The sequence below is a fragment of the Pseudomonas sp. QC2 genome, from assembly GCF_002859085.1.
Classification (GTDB): domain Bacteria; phylum Pseudomonadota; class Gammaproteobacteria; order Pseudomonadales; family Pseudomonadaceae; genus Aquipseudomonas; species Aquipseudomonas petroselini.
Genome location: NZ_PKKS01000027.1, coordinates 66,023 through 84,454 on the forward strand (window position 1 = coordinate 66,023; position 18,432 = coordinate 84,454).

An 18,432-nucleotide genomic window follows, 5' to 3' on the forward strand; every position below is an offset into this window, starting at 1 on the left:
GCCACACCGTCCTTGAATTGATCAGTTCTCAGCGCTGATCAGCTGTACAGAAGGTTTTGTCCCCTTCGTCTAGTGGCCTAGGACACCGCCCTTTCACGGCGGTAACAGGGGTTCGAGTCCCCTAGGGGACGCCAGTTTCAACAAGCAGCTCGAAAGGTCTGCTGCGTCGCGAGACGAAAAATCCGGGGCTATAGCTCAGCTGGGAGAGCGCTTGCATGGCATGCAAGAGGTCAACGGTTCGATCCCGTTTAGCTCCACCAATTTACAGGTTCAAGGTTCCGGCCACACCGTCCTTGAATCGATCAGTCTCAGCCTGATCAATGTACAGAAGGTTTGTGTCCCCTTCGTCTAGTGGCCTAGGACACCGCCCTTTCACGGCGGTAACAGGGGTTCGAGTCCCCTAGGGGACGCCACGATTACCCGCTCTGCGGGATTTTTAAGGGTCATTCAATTATTGAATGGCCCTTTTGTTTGTCTGGCGTTTGACCAATTCTTTCTTCCCTTCCTGCTTTCTCTTCTGACCGACGGTCATGCCTGTCGCTTGCCAAATATTATTATGGTAATAATATTCAACCCATGAACGACGGAGGCAATGATGAGCGATAAAAAAGCGCAAACCCGCGAACGTATTTTGCAGGCCGCCAGCGCCGCGTTGATCCAGCGTGGCCCGGCCGAACCGAGTGTGGGTGAAGTCATGGGCGCGGCGGGGCTGACCGTCGGTGGTTTCTACGCGCATTTTGAAAGCAAGGACGCGCTGATGCTGGAGGCCTTCACCCAGTTGCTGGCCAAGCGTCGCGCATCGATTGACGACATGGACTCACAGCTCACCGGCGAGGAGCGCAGAGGCCTGGTGGCGGCATTTTACCTGTCGCGCAAGCACCGTGACTCAACCGCCCAGGCCTGCCCGATCCCCGCGACCGTCGGCGAGATGAGCCGACTGCCGGATGAATTCCGCCAGGCGCTGAACGACCACTGCGAGCTGATGGCGGCGCAACTCGCCGCGGGCCCTGAAGACACCGACAAAGCCCTGGCTGACATGGCGCTGATGATCGGTGGCCTGGCCTTGGCCCGCGCCTTGGGGCCGGGGGAACTGTCTGACCGTGTGCTGCGCGCCGCCAAGTCGGCCGTGCGCTAGAAGAGGGCTGCATGATGGGCACGCTGACCTGGATTCGTCGCTTCAACGGCACGCTGGGGCGCCTGGCCCCCCAAACCGTGGCCAATCGGATGCGTCGCGCCTTCATGACGCCACGCGACCTGCCACCGCGCGACTGGGAACTGCCGCTGCTGGCGCAATCGGAGCGCATCACCTTGCGTTTCGGGTTGTCCGCCCTGCGCTGGGGCCAAGGGCCTGCGGTGTTGTTGATGCACGGTTGGGAAGGCCGGCCCACACAGTTTGCCAGCCTGATCACTGCGCTGGTCGACAATGGTTACTCGGTGATTGCCCTGGACGGTCCTGCCCATGGCCGTTCGCCAGGGCGTGAAGCCCATGTGCTGCTGTTTGCCCGCGCCATGCTTGAAGCCGCCGCCGAGTTGCCGCCGCTGCACGCCGTGATCGGTCATTCCATGGGGGGCGCCAGTGCGATGCTGGCGGTGCAGTTGGGGTTGCGCACCGAGGCGTTGGTGAGTATTGCCTCGCCGTCGCGCTTTTTGGACGTGCTGCGCGGCTTTACCCAGATGGTCGGTTTGCCGGCGCGGGCGCGTTCGGCGTTTATCCAGGAAGTCGAGTTGACGTTCGGGATGCCGCTCAAACACTTGGACGTGGCCCATTACCAGATGAATATTCCCGGCCTGATCGTGCATGCCGAAGACGATACCTTCGTCCCGGTCAAGGCGTCTCAGGCCATCCACGAAGCCTGGTTCGACAGCCGCTTGCTGCGCCTGGAGCAGGGCGGTCACCAAAAAGTGCTGGCTGATCCGCGTGTGATCGACGCTGTGCTGGCGTTGTTGGCCGGCCGTCGTTTACAGGCGCTGCAAAGCGCCTGATACACTCTCCCCGCCGACATTAATCGACTGGGAGCAAGGCATGGGTTGGGATTTGGCAACGCCGTTTATCATCGATCTGCAGGTTGCGCCTGAAGACATCGACGGCCTGGGGCACGCCAATAACGCGGTGTACGTGTCCTGGCTGGAGCGCTGCGCCTGGCGCCACTCCCAGCGCCTGGGGCTGGACCTTACCGAATATCGCCGCCTGGACCGTGCCATGGCCGTGGTGCGGCACGAGATCGACTACCTGGCCGCAGGTTATGAAGGCGACGAATTGCAACTGGCCACTTGGATCGTCGACTGGGACCAGCGCCTGAAGATGACCCGGCGTTTTCAGCTGGTCCGGCCGCGTGACGGCGTAACGCTGTTGCGCGCGCACACCACCTTTGTCTGCATCGAACTGTCCAGCGGCAAGCCTAAGCGCATGCCCGCCGAGTTTCTCGACGGTTACGGCCCCGCCCTGACAGGGGGTTAACGGTTGCTGTGGGAAACCCAGTAAACTGCGCCACGATTTTTGTTGAGTGTTTTCCATGCAAATTGCTTTGGCGCCCATGGAGGGGTTGGTCGACAACATCCTGCGGGACGTGCTGACCCGCGTCGGCGGTATCGATTGGTGCGTGACCGAGTTTATCCGCGTCAATGACCGCCTGCTCACCCCAGCGTATTTCCACAAGCTCGCCCCGGAACTGCTGCACGGTGCCCACACCGCTGCCGGCGTGCCGCTGCGTGTGCAATTGCTCGGGTCTGACCCGGTGTGCCTGGCGGAAAACGCCGCCCTGGCGTGTGAGCTGGGTTCGCAAGTCATCGACCTCAACTTCGGCTGCCCGGCCAAGACCGTCAACAAATCCCGGGGCGGCGCGGTGCTGCTTAAGGAGCCGGAGCTGCTTAATCAAATCGTCGAGCACGTGCGCCGCGCGGTACCGGCTCACATACCGGTCACTGCCAAGATGCGCCTGGGTTTCGACAGCCCGGACGGCGCCCTGGTCTGCGCCACCGCCCTGGCCGAAGGCGGCGCGGCACATATTGTCGTGCATGCGCGCACCAAGACCGATGGCTACAAGCCGCCGGCCCACTGGGAATGGATCCCGCGAGTCCAGGACGTGGTCAAGGTGCCGGTGTTCGCCAACGGTGATATCTGGAGCGTCGAAGATTGGCGGCGTTGCCGGGAGATCAGCGGCGTCGAAGACATCATGCTGGGTCGTGGCCTTGTAGCACGTCCGGACTTGGCGCGGCAGATCGCAGCGGCGCGGGCGGGCGAGGAAGTGGTCGAGATGACCTGGGCAGAGATGCAGCCCATGCTTCAGGATTTCTGGACCCAGTCGGTGGCGCAACTGACCGAACGTCAGGCACCGGGCCGCTTGAAGCAATGGCTGGCGATGCTCACGCGCAATTACCCTGAGGCTGTGGAGTTATTTACCCTGATGCGCAGGGAGACGGACTTGGAGCAGGTCGGACGTTTGCTGGGTATGCCCAGTCAACGAGAGCAGTCAGCGGTGTTGCAAGATTAAGTTTACATATATAAGTGTTTCATCCTCTGTTGTAACGGGCGCCGAAAGGCGCCTTTTTTTTTGCCTGAAAAGTTACGTGGGGCGTAACGGCATGATGTCTGGGGCGATTTTCAATATTCATAGTCATTGGACAGTTGTTGGGGTGTTGCGGGATATATGAAAGTAACCATGAGCGGCTGGCTCGACTGCTACTAAGTTTTAATGCGTGATTTTGTCGCTCGGCTGCCCAAGTCATTGCGTGCGCGTCAATTAACATACGTTGGATGAGCTAATTAAGTTGAATGTTTTCTTTAAGTTGCTTTTTTGCCGGGGTGTTACCCGATGTGTGTGTTAAAGAGGCGAATGATCCACGCTCAGCCTTGATTTCTCGCTGGATGTCCATAGGTAAAAGTTTCCATCGGTCATTTGGTTTCCTTATATGAGCTGCGGTTTTTCGGAACTCATCTCCGTTACGCCCCACGAATCTTGCGAGTTTGTAGTGCTCACGGTTGTTTCATACTCTAAATCACTCAGTGTGCCTCCTCTGTCAGTGCGGGGGATGGCACAGCTTAAGGAATAAAAATATGTCTAATGTATCGACCAAACAGTTCGTGCCGATGAACACGGATTACGCACAACTTAATCAATCAGCAGTGCCCATGAATAATCCGCGTGAGCTGACCTCGTCCACGGACAGCGCGAATAAGTTTCTGAAAGACAGTCATCCTGCGCCAAAAGAAAACAATGTGAGCGTGAATAAGGAGTCCCTGGAAAAGTTGTTTGCCATGTTTGAGTTCGCAGTGAAGGCGATGCGTAGCATGCTCGCCGGCATGGGGGTGCTGCCCAAGTTGCCCGGTGAACTGGATGCCCAGCCCCCACTGAAACCTGGCGCCGATTCCAAGGTTGTTGCGGACACGGGCGTATCGGACAAAGGGACTCCCGAAACGGATGCCAAGACCAAAACCAAGCCGGGCCCTGACGCCAAAGCGACTACGAATACGAGCGTGCCATCCAAGCTTGTTACTGAAGGGGATGCCAAGGCCAAAACGAAGCCGGAACAGGATTCCAAGGCGACTACGCAGACCAGCGTGCCACCCAAGCTTGTTACTGAAGGAGATGCCAAGGCCAACACGAAGCCGGAGCAGGATTCCAAAGCGACTACGCAGACGAGCGTGCCACCCAAGCTTGTTACTGAAGGAGATGCCAAGGCCAACACGAAGCCGGAGCAGGATTCCAAAGCGACTACGCAGACGAGCGTGCCACCCAAGCTTGTTACTGAAGGGGATGCCAAGGCCAAAACGAAGCCGGAACAGGATTCCAAGGCGACTACGCAGACCAGCGTGCTACCCAAGCTTGTTACTGAAGGGGATGCCAAGGCCAACACGAAGCCGGGCCAGGATTCCAAAGCGGCTACGACTACGAGCGTGCCACTCACGCTCTTGCCTAGTAGCAAGCCGGAATTAACGCCTCTCACCCGTGTTGAACAGAATAATAAACAGTCTTCGGAGATCAACCTGACCGTGCAGGTCCAGGGCTGTCACTGCCCGCATACCGGTGAAAAAGTTGCGCCACAGCCGCTGGTGACGACGAATGTCGATAAGCAACCATCGCCACAACCGCCGGTGTCAACGAATGTCGATAAGCAACCATCGCCACAACCGCCGGTGTCAACGAATGTCGATAAGCAACCATCGCCACAACCGCCGGTGTCGACGAATGTCGATAAGCAACCGGCGCCACAGCCGCCGGTGACGACGAATGTCGATAAGCGACCATCGCCACAGCCGCTGGTGACGACGAATGTCGATAAGCGACCGGTGCCACAGTCTCCGGTTACCCCGTCCACCGTGGACCCGAAGCCCGACACTCCGCCCACTCCGGACATTACCTGCCCCGCACCGGATGACGTGGACGGTTTCAACAAGGCTTCGCACAACCGTTTCGACAACCATCGAGCTGCAAGGCCCAGCCTCCGTCCACGCTTCTGAGCCTGCTGTCTTGAGGCGTTGAGCATCAATGTCCGCTCCCTGGCCCATGCGGTCAGGGAGCACTCAGAGAGATTTGAAGCATGTCATCGATAAGCCATAACCCTGCTGCACGACTTTCCATCGAGCCCTTCCGAGTCCCTGACCCTGGTACTCGCGGCGCATCGGCTTCCGTTAACCGGGCCAATGCAAATGAGGCGACACCGGCGCCCCGTATAGACGTGACGCCCCAAGGTTTCAGTAACAACGCAGACCCTACGGCCTTGATGGGGATGCTGGTAGATCTGTTCGCACAGTTCTTCAACCAGTTGCAGAGGCTTTTGCGTAAAGATGTACCCCCACCTGATTCGACCCACAATGACGTACCTCTACCACAACCCCGTGTGCTACCGGCTCCTGATACAACACCCACCGATAAGCGACGCGAGCCGATCCCCGAACTTTCCAATAAGCGTAAAGGTGAAAAACCCGACAATATCTGGAATGGCTTTCGGCAAGGAAAGGATGGTAATTGCGTAACCGTTTCCGCCATCAAGGCGGCGATGGCGAAGTTTGGTCAAAGCCCAAAGGATATCTACACGTCTGTTGAGCCGGTCGCAGAGGGTTTTAAAGTCGTTATGCGCGATGGGTTTGAGTTGAAATTGACGAAGTCAGAGTTGAATAGCGCTATTCGTGGTTCCAACTTTGTGCAACTTAATGATCCTGGAATGCTAAAGGATGCGCACTTCCTGTTTGCGTGTTCTGCCAAGCGAGCGCAAATGGAGAACAACGACGGCTGGGCGAATAGAAGTTTTAATGCGGCCATCGCCACGCTCAATAATGGTGAGGATGAACACGGGCCGGGGGAAGGTTTCAAACGCCTGGGGTTAAAAGCTCATATGAAGCGCGTGTCGGTGCGTGAGTTCGCTGACCAATCGTTGATCGGGATGGTCAACAGGCGCCGGCACTCGGTTGCGGTGGTGAACGGGAGTGAGGAGATCTACGGACGTAAAGGTGGCCGGCCCACAGAGGGACAAGCTATTGCGTTGATCTGATAACACCGTTCGACGGCCCGAATTATCGGTCACGGATTCGCCCGACTATTTCATTTAAGAGTTAATGATATGAGTACGTTCGCAACGGGTTCTTCTGCTCGCTCAATGTCGATGGCGCCGCTGTTGTCGAGTCACTTGGAAAAACAAGTTACGCCCCTCACTGCATTTGATGCGCCGGAGCGTCGCTTTGGCGAGCATTTCAACGCGAGTTCACACAGTGCAGTCATCAAGCTGATGATGCTCACCTTTGGCGCGCGTCCTACCGATATGTTCAATGATGTACGCAGCACCGGTGATGGTTATGACGTGACCATGAAAGATGGTATCCAGCTGCATCTTTCCCGGCAGGAGTTGCAGCAGGCGGCCGCCGCGTCGCGTTTTGCCGGCAATGATAGCGATATCTTGAGCAGTGCCTATTTGGCGCTGGCTGTATTCATCAAACGCAAACAACTCGGCAGTGGCAACGCCGCTGGCCTGGCAGGTTTTGAGGCGGTATTGACCGAGTCTTTGCAGGGGGAGACGACGTTTAACATGCTCAAAGGCATGGGGTTGTCCGGTCATCTCCAATATGTACCCACCGCGACGGTTGTCGGCGAAGGGGGTAACGGTGTGGTAGATAGCTATGATGCGGGGTCGTCCCTGATTCACGCTGGCAAGGCGCACCGCTTCGGCAGGGAGAGCTCACCTGATCGTAGTTATCTGTACACGTTGGTGAACGATAGCGCGCCGAAGCCCCGCATCATCCCGTCCCCTGTCACGCCGGTCGTCGTGCCCGAAGCCGACCCGCCCACGAAGAATGTCCGCCCCCAGGCCGCCGAGGTGTTGCAGGGTTTCACCACGTCCTCGCGAAATGTTGGTGAAGTATTCGACCTGAGTAGCCATGCCGCCGTCATCAAACTGATGATGCTCAGGTTCGGTCGTTCGCCCTCCGACATGTTTGAAAAAGTCGAGGGTACGCAGAGCGGGTACAGCGTCACCATGAAGGATGGGTTTGAACTGACGTTATCCCGGCAAGAGCTGCAGCGTGCCAGCGAAGCTTCACGGTTTACCGGCCCGGACGCGCACATGATCACGGACGCCCATTTCATGCTGGCCGCGTTTGCCAAGCGCAAGCAAATTGAACGCAATGTTCAGTTTGATTCGGCGTTATCGGGCACTTTGCGTGGAGAAACGCCTTACAACGTCTTAAGGGGCATGGGCCTGATCGGTTTTTTGCGGGTTGCACCACCCGGCAAGTTGCTTGAACCACACAGCGTCGGCGTCACCAATACGTTCAACTTTTCAGGCGAGTTGGTCGTCGAGGGCATCAAGCATGGTCAGGGTGGGAAAGCGGCTGTCGTGAAGGACTACGGCTATCAACTTGCTGCGGATTTACCCGGCGAACCCCACAAGGGTAGGCCTGCGCAGTTCTCGGCGGCGCCTGTAGGTGTTCCGCCTGCCGATATCTGGGCCGGGTTCTATCAAGGCGTGGAGGGCAACTGTGTCACGGTGTCGGCGATCAAGGCGGCGATGATGAAGTACGGGCAAAACCCGCTGGGCATCTACAAGCGTGTGACTGAAACATTGGAAGGTTTCACCATTACCATGCGCGACGCCTGCACGGTGACGCTCACCCATGCCGAGCTGGAAATGGCACGAGCAGCCGCCAACTTCAAGGGGGAGGATAAGGGCCTGGTTGACGACGCTGTGTTCCTTTATGCGGTGAGCGCCAAGCGCGCCCAACGTGAGAATCATGAGTTCAAGGCCGGGGGCAGCTTTGGCGCTGCGCTGCAAACGCTGAACGACGGTGAGATGCCCGGCGATGCATTGCGCCGCCTTGGCTTGTACGCCTTTACTCGGCCAAGCAGTGTGCAGGAACTCGCGTCAGGCGTGCCAGGCACCCTGGCGAACTTCTGGCACTCCGTGGTGGTGGTCGAGGGCGCCCTGGATGAATATGGCGTCAAGCGCGACTTGCAAGGCTCGGAATGGATGCAAAAGGGCGGCGTTGCACTCAAACTGATCTAGGCCCGGCCGTCACCTGCGATCAAGCGCTCCCTGAATCCGAGCATAGGCAGTGGCCGGCTGTGCAAATACCCTTGGTACAGATGGCAACCCAGGCCTTGCAGAAATGCCAATTGCTCCTGGGTTTCCACACCTTCGGCAATCACCTCCAGGTTCAAGCTGCGGGCCATGGCCACGATGGCACGGATGATTTCGGCGTCGTTAGGGTCATGGGTGGCGTCACGCACGAAGGATTGGTCGATCTTCAGCGCGTCCACCGGCAAGCGTTTGAGGTACGTGAGCGATGAGTAGCCGGTGCCGAAGTCATCCATCGCGAAGCTCACGCCGAGCTTTTTCAGGCGGCGCATTTTGCTGATGGTGTCGTCCAGGTTCTGGATCACGATGCCCTCGGTAATTTCCAGCTTTAACAGGCTGAATGGCAGTTGGTGTTGCTTGAGACTGCGCTCCACCCGCTCGACAAAATCGTTCTGGCGAAACTGCCGTGGGCTGATATTCACGCACAGGCTGAAATTCAGCGGGTCCACCAAGCCCTCCGCGATCAGCTGTTGAAAGGCCGCGCAGGCTTCATCAAGGATCCAGGTGCCGACTTCAAGGATCAGACCGCTGTCCTCCAGCACCTTGATAAATTCGGCGGGCGACTGCGCGCCCAGTTGCGGATGCTGCCAGCGCACCAGGGCCTCTGCGCCGACGATCTTGTTGCCGCGCGCGTCCACTTGCGGCTGGTAGTGCACGCTGAACTCGCCGCGTGACAGGGCCAGGCGCAGGTCGGTCTCCATGCGCAGGCGTTCGCTGGCGGTTTTTTGCATGCTGTTGTGGAACATCTGCGTGGTGTTGCGCCCTGAGTCCTTGGCGCGGTACAGGGCGATGTCGGCGCGCTTGAGCAAGTCGGCGGGGGTGGAGCCATGATCGGGAATCAGCGCCACCCCAATACTCGGCGTGACCTGCAGGCGGTGGCCATCGAGGAACATGGGCTCCGAGAGCAATTCGCGCAGGGTGTCGGCCAGTTCCTGTACCTGGGCGCTGACTTCCATGCGCGAACCGTCCAGGCCGCTGAGCAGCACCACAAATTCATCACCCCCCAGGCGCGCCACGGTGTCTTCCATGCGCACGCTGGCTTCCAGGCGTGCGGTGACGATCTTCAGCACCGTGTCCCCCACCGGATGGCCGAGGGAATCGTTGATGTGCTTGAAGTGGTCGAGGTCGAGGAACAGCAGCGCGCCGCGCAGGTTATGGCGCTTGAGCAGGGCGATCTGCTGGCTGAGGCGGTCCATCAACAGGGCGCGGTTGGGCAAGTTGGTCAGCGGGTCGTGGTAGGCCAGGTGGCGGATCTGCGCCTGGGCGTTTTTCAGCAGGCTCACGTCGCGGGCGGTCAGCAGCAGGCACGGGGTTTCATTCAGGGTGATGGGCTCCACCGACACTTCCACTGCCAGCAACTCGCCGCGCTTGTTGTGCCAAAGCATTTCCAGATGGTGGATGCGGCCTTTGATCTGCAGCTCGGCCAACAGCGCCGAGCGCTGGTTTTCATCGGCCCAGATACCGATCTGGTAGAGGGTCAGGCCGATGGCCTCCTCGGCACGGTAGCCGGTCAGGCGACAGAAACCATCGTTGACCTCCACATAACGCCCGGTATCGCGCTCGGTGATAGAAATGGCGTCGGGACTGGAATGGAAGGCCTTGGCGAACTTCTCTTCGCTGGCCTTGAGGGCCGCTTCCGAGCGTTGTTGCTGGGTGATATCGCGCAGCGTGGTGACAATGCACCGCTGGTCGCCGACCTTGATCAGGCGACTGGAAATCACGCAGGTCAGGCTTTGGCCGTTTTTGTGATGCACCATGATCGCCACATTGTTCAGCGCCTGCTCGCGGATCACCCGTTCGATACGCTCCAGGCGCTTGCTCGACTCGTCCCACAGGCCAATCTGCTCGGCGCTTTTGTCGATCACCTCGGCCGCTGTCCAGCCGAAGGTCTGGGTAAAGGCGGGGTTGATCTCGATAAACGCGCCGCCGTCCAGGCAGGTGACGCAGATGGGGTCGGGGCTGGCCTGGAACAGGCTGGCGAATTTTTCTTCGGAGGCGGTCAAGCGTTGTTCACGTTCCACTTGGTCGGTGATGTCCAGCAAGGTCCCGGCCATACGCAGTGGCGCGCCTTGGGCGTCGCGGTAGAGGCGGGCGCGACTTTCCAGGTAACGTGAACTGCCGTCTTCCATGGGCACCCGGTAGGTCAGTTGATAGTTGCCGGCCGGGCCCTCGCGCAGGGTTCGGTAAGCGTTGCGCATGTTTTCGCGCTCTTCACCGGGCATGCCTTCGAAAAAAGCATCGAAGGATTCGTGGAACGGTTCCGGCGGCAGGCCGTGTAACTGAGCGGCGCGCGCCGAGCCGTAGAGCATGCCGGTAGGGATGTGCCAGTCCCAGGTGCCCAGTTGCGCCGAGTCCAGGGCCAGGTCAAGGCGCTCCTGGCTGTCCTTGAGCGCCTGTTCGGCGTTTTTGCGCTCGGTGGTGTCGAGGAAGGTGCTGAGCAAATAGGCCTCGCCTTCCAGTTCGACCTTTTGCGCGCTGAGGGTGCCATCGTGGATCTGGCCATTACTGGCGCAAAACTGCACCTCCATGGTGATGGGCTCGCCCTTGCGCTGTGTGGCCTTGACCAACTGCGCGCGTTGCTCGGGGTGGCGCCATAGGCCCAGGTCCAGGGTGGTGCGCCCGATAGCGTCGGCCACCGGCCAGCCGAAGAGCATTTCGAAATACTGGTTGGCTTCGCTGATCAGCCCGTCGGCCTGGCGGGTCAGCAGGACCATGTTGGGGCACAGGTGGAACAGCGTGGCGAAGCGTTTTTCGGAGTGGCTGAGGGCGTGCTCGCGTTCACGCTGGCGCGTAGTCTCGCGGATCACCCCGATCATGCGGCGCCGCCCGGCCTTGTCCGGCGCCAGGCTGCCGTTGATTTCCAGCCAGTGATGGGTGCCATCCGGCCATTGAATGTGGTGGTGCATGGCCTGTTCGAACGGCTCCCCAGCCAGCACCGCGTGAAAAGCCCGTATCACCCGGCCGCGATCCTGCGGGGCCAGCAGGTCCAGGTAATCCAGGTCCTTGGGCAGCGGCTGGCGGGGGTCGAAACCGAACAGCGCCTGGGTGCCCCGTGACCAACTGATGCGCCCGGTGTCGATTTCCCAGCACCACGCACCCAGCCGGGCAGCATTAAGGGCTGCCAGCAGTTGCGGGGCGCTGTCCCAGCTTTGCTCCGCCTCTTGAGGGTCAAGGGCGTAAATGCGGGGCAGGGGTGGCACGGAATCGACGGGGTTGCGCATTATCAAAGGGCCTTGGCTCGATGGGCGTATAGCGCGGTTTATTCAGGCCCTGAGGCCGCACGGTTTCATGCCGGTATCCCTGGCAGATCGACCTGTGCATCCAATAGGCTCATGAAAGCCCGCGCAGCGTTCGACAGCGTCCTTTCGGTGTGCACGATATAGCCTAGCTGGCGACTGAGCTGTATGCCCGGCAAAGCGATACTTGCTACCTGATCATCGAGCATGGTACGCGGCAATACGCTCCAGGCCAGGCCGATGGACACCATCATCTTGATAGTTTCCAGGTAGTTAGTGCTCATCGCGATGTTCGGCGTGAGGCCCTGGGCCTCGAACAGCCGGCTGACAATATGGTGGGTAAAGGTGTTGCCACCGGGGAAAACCGCCGGGTGGCCGGCAATATCGGCCAGGCTGACACGGCCATTGCTGATCAGGCTGTGCTCCGGCGCCACCACGAAATCCAGTGGATCGTCCCACACGGGTGTGGCACGCACGAGGTGGTGGGGCTCGGGCGCCAGGGTGATCACCGCCACTTCGGCGCGACCATGGAGGATTTCTTCGTAGGCCACTTCTGAATCGAGGAACTGAATATCCAGCGCCACATTCGGGTATTCCCGGGTAAAGGTCCGCAGCACCGGCGGCAAGCGGTGCAGGCCAATGTGGTGACTGGTGGCCAGCGTGAGGCGCCCGCTGACTTCACCGGTGAGGTTGGTCAGGGCGCGACGTGTGTCGTCCAGCACGTTGAGGATCTGATAGGCGCGTGGCAGCAGGGCTCGTCCGGCTTCGGTCAAGCCGACTTCACGGCCCAGGCGGTCGAACAAGCGCACCTTTAATTGTTGCTCCAGGCCGGCGATGCGTTTGCTGATGGCCGGCTGGGTCAGGTGCAGGCGTTCACCGGCGCCGGAGAAACTGCCGGTCTCGGCGATGGCAATAAAGGCATTGAGGTTGGCCAAGTCCATGGTGGTATTCCAGTTGGTAATCCAAAGCATAAAAAATATGAATTTGAGTTATTTAATGTAGCGCCATACCATCAGCCTCACAAGCCAAAGGGTTATTGAAAAGCCCGGCATAGAGAAACACCGCTGATGAGGACCGACTGATGGCCGGCAAAACGCTTTACGACAAGCTTTGGGATTCCCATGAAGTGAAACGGCGCGACGATGGCTCGTCGCTGATCTATATCGACCGTCACATCATCCATGAAGTGACCTCGCCCCAAGCGTTCGAAGGCCTGCGGCTGGCCGGGCGCAAGCCTTGGCGCGTCGATTCCATCATCGCCACCCCGGACCACAACGTACCCACCACCCCTGAGCGCAAGGGCGGTATCGAAGCCATTGCCGACCAAGTGTCGCGTTTGCAGGTGCAGACCCTCGACGACTACTGTGACGAATATGGCATCACCGAATTCAAGATGAATGACGTGCGTCAAGGCATCGTGCACGTGATCGGCCCGGAGCAGGGCGCCACCTTGCCGGGCATGACCGTGGTCTGCGGCGATTCCCACACCTCCACCCACGGTGCGTTCGGCGCCTTGGCCCACGGCATCGGCACTTCCGAGGTGGAACATGTGTTCGCCACCCAGTGCCTGGTCGCCAAAAAGATGAAGAATATGTTGGTGAAGGTCGAAGGCACGTTGCCGTTCGGCGTGACCGCCAAGGACATCGTGCTCGCGGTGATCGGCAAGATCGGCACCGCCGGCGGTAACGGCCATGCCATCGAGTTTGCCGGCAGTGCGATTCGCGACTTGTCGATCGAAGGCCGCATGACCATCTGCAACATGTCCATCGAAGCCGGTGCCCGTGTGGGCATGGTGGCGGCGGATGAAAAGACCGTCGACTACGTCAAGGGGCGTCCATTCGCACCTGCAGGCGCGGATTGGGATGCAGCGGTCGAAGCCTGGAAAGACTTGGTGTCCGACGCCGATGCGGTGTTCGACACGGTGGTCGAGCTGGACGCGGCCCAGATCAAGCCGCAAGTCAGCTGGGGCACTTCGCCGGAAATGGTTCTGGCGGTTGACCAGAACGTGCCGGATCCGGCTAAAGAGGCTGACCTGGTCAAGCGGGGCTCCATCGAGCGCGCGTTGAAGTACATGGGGTTGAAAGCCAACCAGGCGATTACTGACATTCAGTTGGATCGCGTATTCATCGGTTCCTGCACCAACTCGCGGATCGAAGACCTGCGCGCCGCGGCGGTGATCGCCAAGGGCCGCAAAGTCGCCTCGACCATCAAGCAGGCGATCGTGGTGCCGGGTTCAGGCCTGGTGAAAGCCCAGGCAGAAGCTGAAGGCCTCGACAAGATCTTCCTCGAAGCCGGTTTTGAATGGCGTGAGCCGGGCTGCTCGATGTGCCTGGCGATGAACCCCGACCGCCTGGAGTCGGGCGAGCATTGCGCGTCCACCTCCAACCGTAACTTCGAAGGGCGTCAGGGCGCCGGCGGGCGTACCCACCTGGTCAGCCCGGCCATGGCCGCTGCCGCTGCCGTCAACGGTCGTTTCATCGACGTTCGCGAATTGATCTGAGGAATACCCGATGCGTGCTTTTACTCAACACACTGGCCTTGTCGCCCCTTTGGACCGTGCCAACGTCGACACCGACCAGATCATCCCCAAGCAGTTCTTGAAGTCGATCAAGCGCACCGGTTTCGGCCCGAACCTGTTCGACGAGTGGCGCTACCTGGACGTGGGCTACGCCTACCAGGACAACTCCAAGCGCCCGTTGAACAAGGACTTCGTGCTCAACGCCGAGCGTTACCAGGGCGCCAGCGTGCTGCTGGCGCGGGAAAACTTCGGCTGCGGCTCCAGCCGTGAGCACGCGCCGTGGGCGCTGGAAGAATATGGCTTTCGCAGCATCATCGCGCCGAGCTACGCGGACATCTTCTTCAACAACAGCTTCAAGAACGGCCTGTTGCCGATCATCTTGAGCGATGCCGAAGTCGACGAGCTGTTCAAGCAGGTGGAAGCCGAAGAGGGCTACCAGTTGACCGTCGACCTGGCCGCGCAAACCGTGACGCGTCCGGACGGCAAGGTGTATCACTTTGAAGTGGATGCGTTCCGTAAGCACTGCCTGATCAACGGCCTGGACGATATCGGCCTGACCTTGCAGGACGGCGATGCGATTGCCGCGTTTGAAGCCAAGCACCGGGCGAGCCAGCCTTGGTTGTTTCGTGATGCCTGATATGAGGTAGGTCGTGCTGGCCCCATCGCGGGCAAGCCCGACTCCCACAGTTGACCGAGTTGTTCAGGAGAACACCGATCAATGTGGGAGCTGGCTTGCCTGCGATAGCGCCCGTACAACCACCCCAAAACCCAAGGAAAACCACCATGACCGCCACCGCCCACACCCAAGTCGTGCAAAAACAATTCGGCGAGCAAGCCTCGGCCTACCTGAGCAGTGCCGTACACGCCCAAGGCACCGAATTCGCGCTGTTACAGGCCGAACTGGTCGGGCAGGGCGCTGCGCGACTGCTGGACCTGGGTTGCGGTGCCGGTCATGTGAGTTTCAATATGGCGCCGCTGGTTAAAGAGGTCGTGGCCTATGACCTCTCCCAGCAGATGCTCGACGTCGTCGCCACCGCTGCGGTAGACCGCGGCTTTGAGAACATCCGCACCGTACAGGGCGCCGCCGAACGCCTGCCGTTCGCCGACGGTGAGTTCGACTTCGTGTTCAGCCGTTATTCGGCCCACCACTGGAGCGACCTCCGCCTGGCCCTGCGCGAAGTGCGCCGCGTGCTCAAGCCGGGCGGCGTGGTGGCGTTCGTCGACGTCTTGTCACCGGGCAGCCCGCTGTTGGACACTTACCTGCAAACCGCCGAAGTGCTGCGCGACACCAGCCACGTGCGCGATTACTCCGCCGCCGAGTGGATGCAGCAGCTCAGCGAAACCGGTCTGCACGTGCGCAACAGTAGCCGCCAGCGTTTGCGCCTGGAATACACCTCCTGGGTCGAGCGCATGCGCACGCCAGAGGTGTTGCGTGCCGCGATCCTTGAGCTGCAACAGGCGATGGGCCAGGAAGTGCGCGATTACTACGAAATTCAAGCCGACGGCACCTTCAGCACCGACGTGCTGGTGGTCTTTGCCGAACGCTGATTGATTTTTCCCGACCTGCCCACGGGCGGGTCGCTTGATGAAATGAGGAACGCATGAGCAAGCAGATTCTGATTCTCCCTGGCGACGGCATTGGTCCGGAAATCATGGCCGAAGCGGTCAAGGTCCTGGAGCTCGCCAACAGCAAGTACAGCCTGGGCTTCGAGCTGAGCCACGACGTGATCGGCGGCGCTGCCATCGACAAGCACGGCGTACCGCTGGCCGACGAGACCCTGGACCGTGCACGCGCGGCCGACGCCGTGCTGCTCGGCGCCGTGGGCGGCCCGAAATGGGACAAGATCGAACGTGACATCCGCCCTGAGCGCGGCCTGCTGAAAATCCGCGCGCAACTGGGCCTGTTCGGCAACCTGCGCCCGGCCATCCTCTATCCGCAACTGGCGGACGCCTCAAGCCTCAAGCCGGAAGTGGTCGCGGGCCTGGATATCCTGATCGTGCGCGAGCTGACCGGCGGTATCTACTTTGGCTCGCCACGCGGTGTGCGTGAGTTGGAAAATGGTGAGCGCCAGGCCTACGACACCCTGCCGTACAGCGAGAGCGAAATCCGCCGTATCGCCCGTGTCGGTTTCGACATGGCCCGCGTGCGTGGCAAGAAGGTCTGCTCGGTGGACAAGGCCAACGTGCTGGCCTCCAGCCAACTGTGGCGCGAAATCGTCGAAGAAGTGGCCAAGGACTACCCGGACGTCGAACTGAGCCACATGTACGTCGACAACGCCGCCATGCAACTGGTGCGTGCACCCAAGCAGTTCGACGTGATCGTCACCGACAACCTGTTCGGCGACATCCTGTCCGACCAGGCGTCGATGCTCACCGGTTCCATCGGCATGCTGCCGTCGGCGTCCCTGGACACCCACAACAAGGGCATGTACGAGCCTTGCCACGGTTCGGCGCCGGACATCGCAGGCCAGGGCATTGCCAACCCGTTGGCGACCATTTTGTCGGTCTCCATGATGCTGCGTTACAGCTTCAACCTGAGCGACGCGGCGGATGCCATCGAGAAGGCCGTGAGCCTGGTGCTCGATCAGGGCCTGCGCACCGGCGACATCTGGTCGCAGGGTTGCACCAAGGTCGGTACGCAAGAAATGGGCGACGCAGTAGTCGCCGCGCTGCGGAATCTGTAATCTCTCGGGCCCACTTGCAGTTGTTGCTGCAAGGCGGCCCACTTTTTAACAAGGTGTAGTTGCGATGAAACGTGTAGGTCTGATCGGTTGGCGCGGTATGGTCGGTTCCGTGCTCATGCAGCGGATGCTGGAAGAGCAGGATTTCGATCTTATTGAGCCGGTGTTTTTCACCACTTCGAACGTGGGTGGCCAAGGGCCGTCCGTGGGCAAGGATATTGCTCCGCTCAAGGACGCCTACAACATTGAAGAGCTGAAAACCCTCGACGTGATTCTGACCTGTCAGGGTGGCGACTACACCAGCGAAGTCTTCCCCAAGCTGCGCGAAGCCGGCTGGCAGGGTTACTGGATCGACGCCGCCTCCAGCCTGCGCATGCAGGACGATGCGGTGATCATCCTTGACCCGGTGAACCGCAAGGTCATCGACCAGCAACTGGACGCCGGCACCAAGAACTACGTCGGCGGCAACTGCACCGTCAGCCTGATGCTGATGGGCCTGGGTGGCCTGTTCGAAGCCGGCCTGGTCGAGTGGATGAGCGCCATGACTTATCAGGCGGCCTCCGGGGCCGGCGCGCAGAACATGCGCGAACTGATCAAGCAAATGGGCGCGACCCACGCTGCCGTCGCCGATCAACTGGCCGACCCGGCCAGCGCGATCCTCGACATCGACCGCCGTGTGGCTGAAGCCATGCGCAGCGAGGCGTACCCGACCGAGAACTTCGGCGTGCCATTGGCCGGCAGCCTGATCCCCTGGATCGACAAAGAGCTGCCGAACGGCCAGAGCCGCGAAGAGTGGAAGGCCCAGGCCGAGACCAACAAGATCCTCGGCCGCTTCAAGAGCCCGATCCCGGTGGACGGCATCTGCGTGCGTATCGGCGCGATGCGCTGCCACAGCCAGGCGCTGACCATCAAGCTGAACAAAGACGTGCCGATCGCCGATATCGAAGCGTTGATCAGCCAGCACAACCCCTGGGTCAAGCTGGTGCCGAACAACCGCGACATCAGCATGCAGGAGCTGAGCCCGACCAAGGTCACCGGCACCTTGAATGTACCGGTAGGCCGTCTGCGCAAGCTGAACATGGGCAGCCAGTTCCTGGGCGCGTTCACCGTAGGCGACCAGCTGCTGTGGGGCGCGGCCGAACCGCTGCGCCGCATGCTGCGGATTCTGCTGGAACGTTGATAGTTTGAGGCAATGAGAGAAACCCGCGACTGGTGACAGGCGCGGGTTTTTTGTTGTTTGGTCGGGCCTTATCGGGGGCAAGCCCCTTCCCACCCTTGATTGGCGAACGCGCCCAAATGTGGGAGGGGGCTTGAACTGGTCAAGTAATCTTGGACACCGATTACGGTTCACGCCGCCAACCTTTCCTTCACGACCGGCGACCTGTAGTCGTTATAGCTGTGAGGCCTGCTGATGTTGTAGCGCGAGACATAG

The 18,432-nt window shown here is 60.1% G+C and carries 14 protein-coding genes and 3 tRNA genes; 15 read left to right on the top strand and 2 right to left on the bottom strand.

The genetic code is table 11. The annotated features are described in order from the left end of the window. Positions 1-58 precede the first annotated feature (58 nt). The 10 genes from QCBJ_RS29115 to QCBJ_RS29160 all read left to right on the top strand — a co-directional run bounded on the left by QCBJ_RS29115 (position 59) and on the right by QCBJ_RS29160 (position 8,493). A tRNA-Glu gene (locus QCBJ_RS29115) sits at positions 59-134 on the top strand. Between the two features lie 50 nt (positions 135-184). Beyond that, positions 185-260: transfer RNA gene (locus tag QCBJ_RS29120), tRNA-Ala, on the top strand. A 77-nt stretch (positions 261-337) separates the two neighbouring features. After that, a tRNA-Glu gene (locus QCBJ_RS29125) sits at positions 338-413 on the top strand. Between the two features lie 182 nt (positions 414-595). Continuing rightward, positions 596-1,135: a TetR/AcrR family transcriptional regulator gene (locus QCBJ_RS29130; RefSeq protein ID WP_043205666.1), complete on the top strand. Its 540-nt coding sequence runs from the start codon at positions 596-598 to the stop codon at positions 1,133-1,135. A 14-nt stretch (positions 1,136-1,149) separates the two neighbouring features. Next, positions 1,150-1,983: an alpha/beta hydrolase gene (locus QCBJ_RS29135; protein WP_043206304.1), complete on the top strand. Its 834-nt coding sequence runs from the start codon at positions 1,150-1,152 to the stop codon at positions 1,981-1,983. A gap of 40 nt (positions 1,984-2,023) precedes the next feature. Beyond that, positions 2,024-2,458: a thioesterase family protein gene (locus QCBJ_RS29140; protein WP_015884984.1), complete on the top strand. Its 435-nt coding sequence runs from the start codon at positions 2,024-2,026 to the stop codon at positions 2,456-2,458. A 55-nt stretch (positions 2,459-2,513) separates the two neighbouring features. Beyond that, positions 2,514-3,491, top strand: a complete 978-nt coding sequence (locus QCBJ_RS29145) for a tRNA-dihydrouridine synthase (RefSeq protein WP_102062126.1) — start codon at positions 2,514-2,516, stop codon at positions 3,489-3,491. A 563-nt stretch (positions 3,492-4,054) separates the two neighbouring features. Beyond that, positions 4,055-5,458 carry a hypothetical protein gene (locus tag QCBJ_RS29150; protein WP_102062127.1) on the top strand — a complete coding sequence of 468 codons (1,404 nt, stop codon included), beginning with the start codon at positions 4,055-4,057 and terminating at the stop codon, positions 5,456-5,458. A gap of 269 nt (positions 5,459-5,727) precedes the next feature. After that, the gene (locus tag QCBJ_RS29155; protein WP_318185836.1) at positions 5,728-6,489 is read left to right on the top strand and encodes a hypothetical protein; all 762 of its coding nucleotides are present in this window, start codon (positions 5,728-5,730) and stop codon (positions 6,487-6,489) included. 69 nt (positions 6,490-6,558) lie between these two features. After that, complete coding sequence (locus QCBJ_RS29160; RefSeq protein WP_102062129.1) at positions 6,559-8,493, top strand: hypothetical protein; 1,935 nt, start codon at positions 6,559-6,561, stop codon at positions 8,491-8,493. On the opposite strand, the gene QCBJ_RS29165 is transcribed toward QCBJ_RS29160, so the two are convergent. Together QCBJ_RS29165 and QCBJ_RS29170 are read right to left on the bottom strand one after the other, a co-directional pair. Further along, a complete protein-coding gene (locus tag QCBJ_RS29165) occupies positions 8,490-11,786 on the bottom strand; it encodes an EAL domain-containing protein (RefSeq protein ID WP_046035316.1) in 3,297 nt (1,098 codons plus the stop codon). The two genes, QCBJ_RS29160 and QCBJ_RS29165, sit on opposite strands and share 4 nt — an antisense overlap. A gap of 65 nt (positions 11,787-11,851) precedes the next feature. Beyond that, a complete protein-coding gene (locus QCBJ_RS29170) occupies positions 11,852-12,742 on the bottom strand; it encodes a LysR family transcriptional regulator (RefSeq protein WP_015884978.1) in 891 nt (296 codons plus the stop codon). Positions 12,743-12,882: 140 nt separating this feature from the next. Between QCBJ_RS29170 and leuC the strand changes: the two genes are divergently transcribed. The 5 genes from leuC (at position 12,883) to asd (ending at position 18,180) form a co-directional block, all read left to right on the top strand. Further along, positions 12,883-14,301, top strand: a complete 1,419-nt coding sequence (gene leuC / locus QCBJ_RS29175) for a 3-isopropylmalate dehydratase large subunit (RefSeq protein ID WP_015884977.1) — start codon at positions 12,883-12,885, stop codon at positions 14,299-14,301. A 10-nt stretch (positions 14,302-14,311) separates the two neighbouring features. Further along, the gene (gene leuD, locus QCBJ_RS29180) at positions 14,312-14,956 is read left to right on the top strand and encodes a 3-isopropylmalate dehydratase small subunit (RefSeq protein ID WP_015884976.1); all 645 of its coding nucleotides are present in this window, start codon (positions 14,312-14,314) and stop codon (positions 14,954-14,956) included. A 146-nt stretch (positions 14,957-15,102) separates the two neighbouring features. Next, the gene (locus QCBJ_RS29185) at positions 15,103-15,867 is read left to right on the top strand and encodes a class I SAM-dependent methyltransferase (RefSeq protein ID WP_102062130.1); all 765 of its coding nucleotides are present in this window, start codon (positions 15,103-15,105) and stop codon (positions 15,865-15,867) included. A 53-nt stretch (positions 15,868-15,920) separates the two neighbouring features. Then, entirely contained in the window at positions 15,921-17,003 is a 1,083-nt protein-coding gene (gene leuB / locus QCBJ_RS29190) for a 3-isopropylmalate dehydrogenase (RefSeq protein WP_049712330.1), read from the top strand. Between the two features lie 64 nt (positions 17,004-17,067). Continuing rightward, entirely contained in the window at positions 17,068-18,180 is a 1,113-nt protein-coding gene (gene asd / locus QCBJ_RS29195) for an aspartate-semialdehyde dehydrogenase (RefSeq protein WP_015884973.1), read from the top strand. The last annotated feature ends 252 nt before the right edge of the window (positions 18,181-18,432 follow it).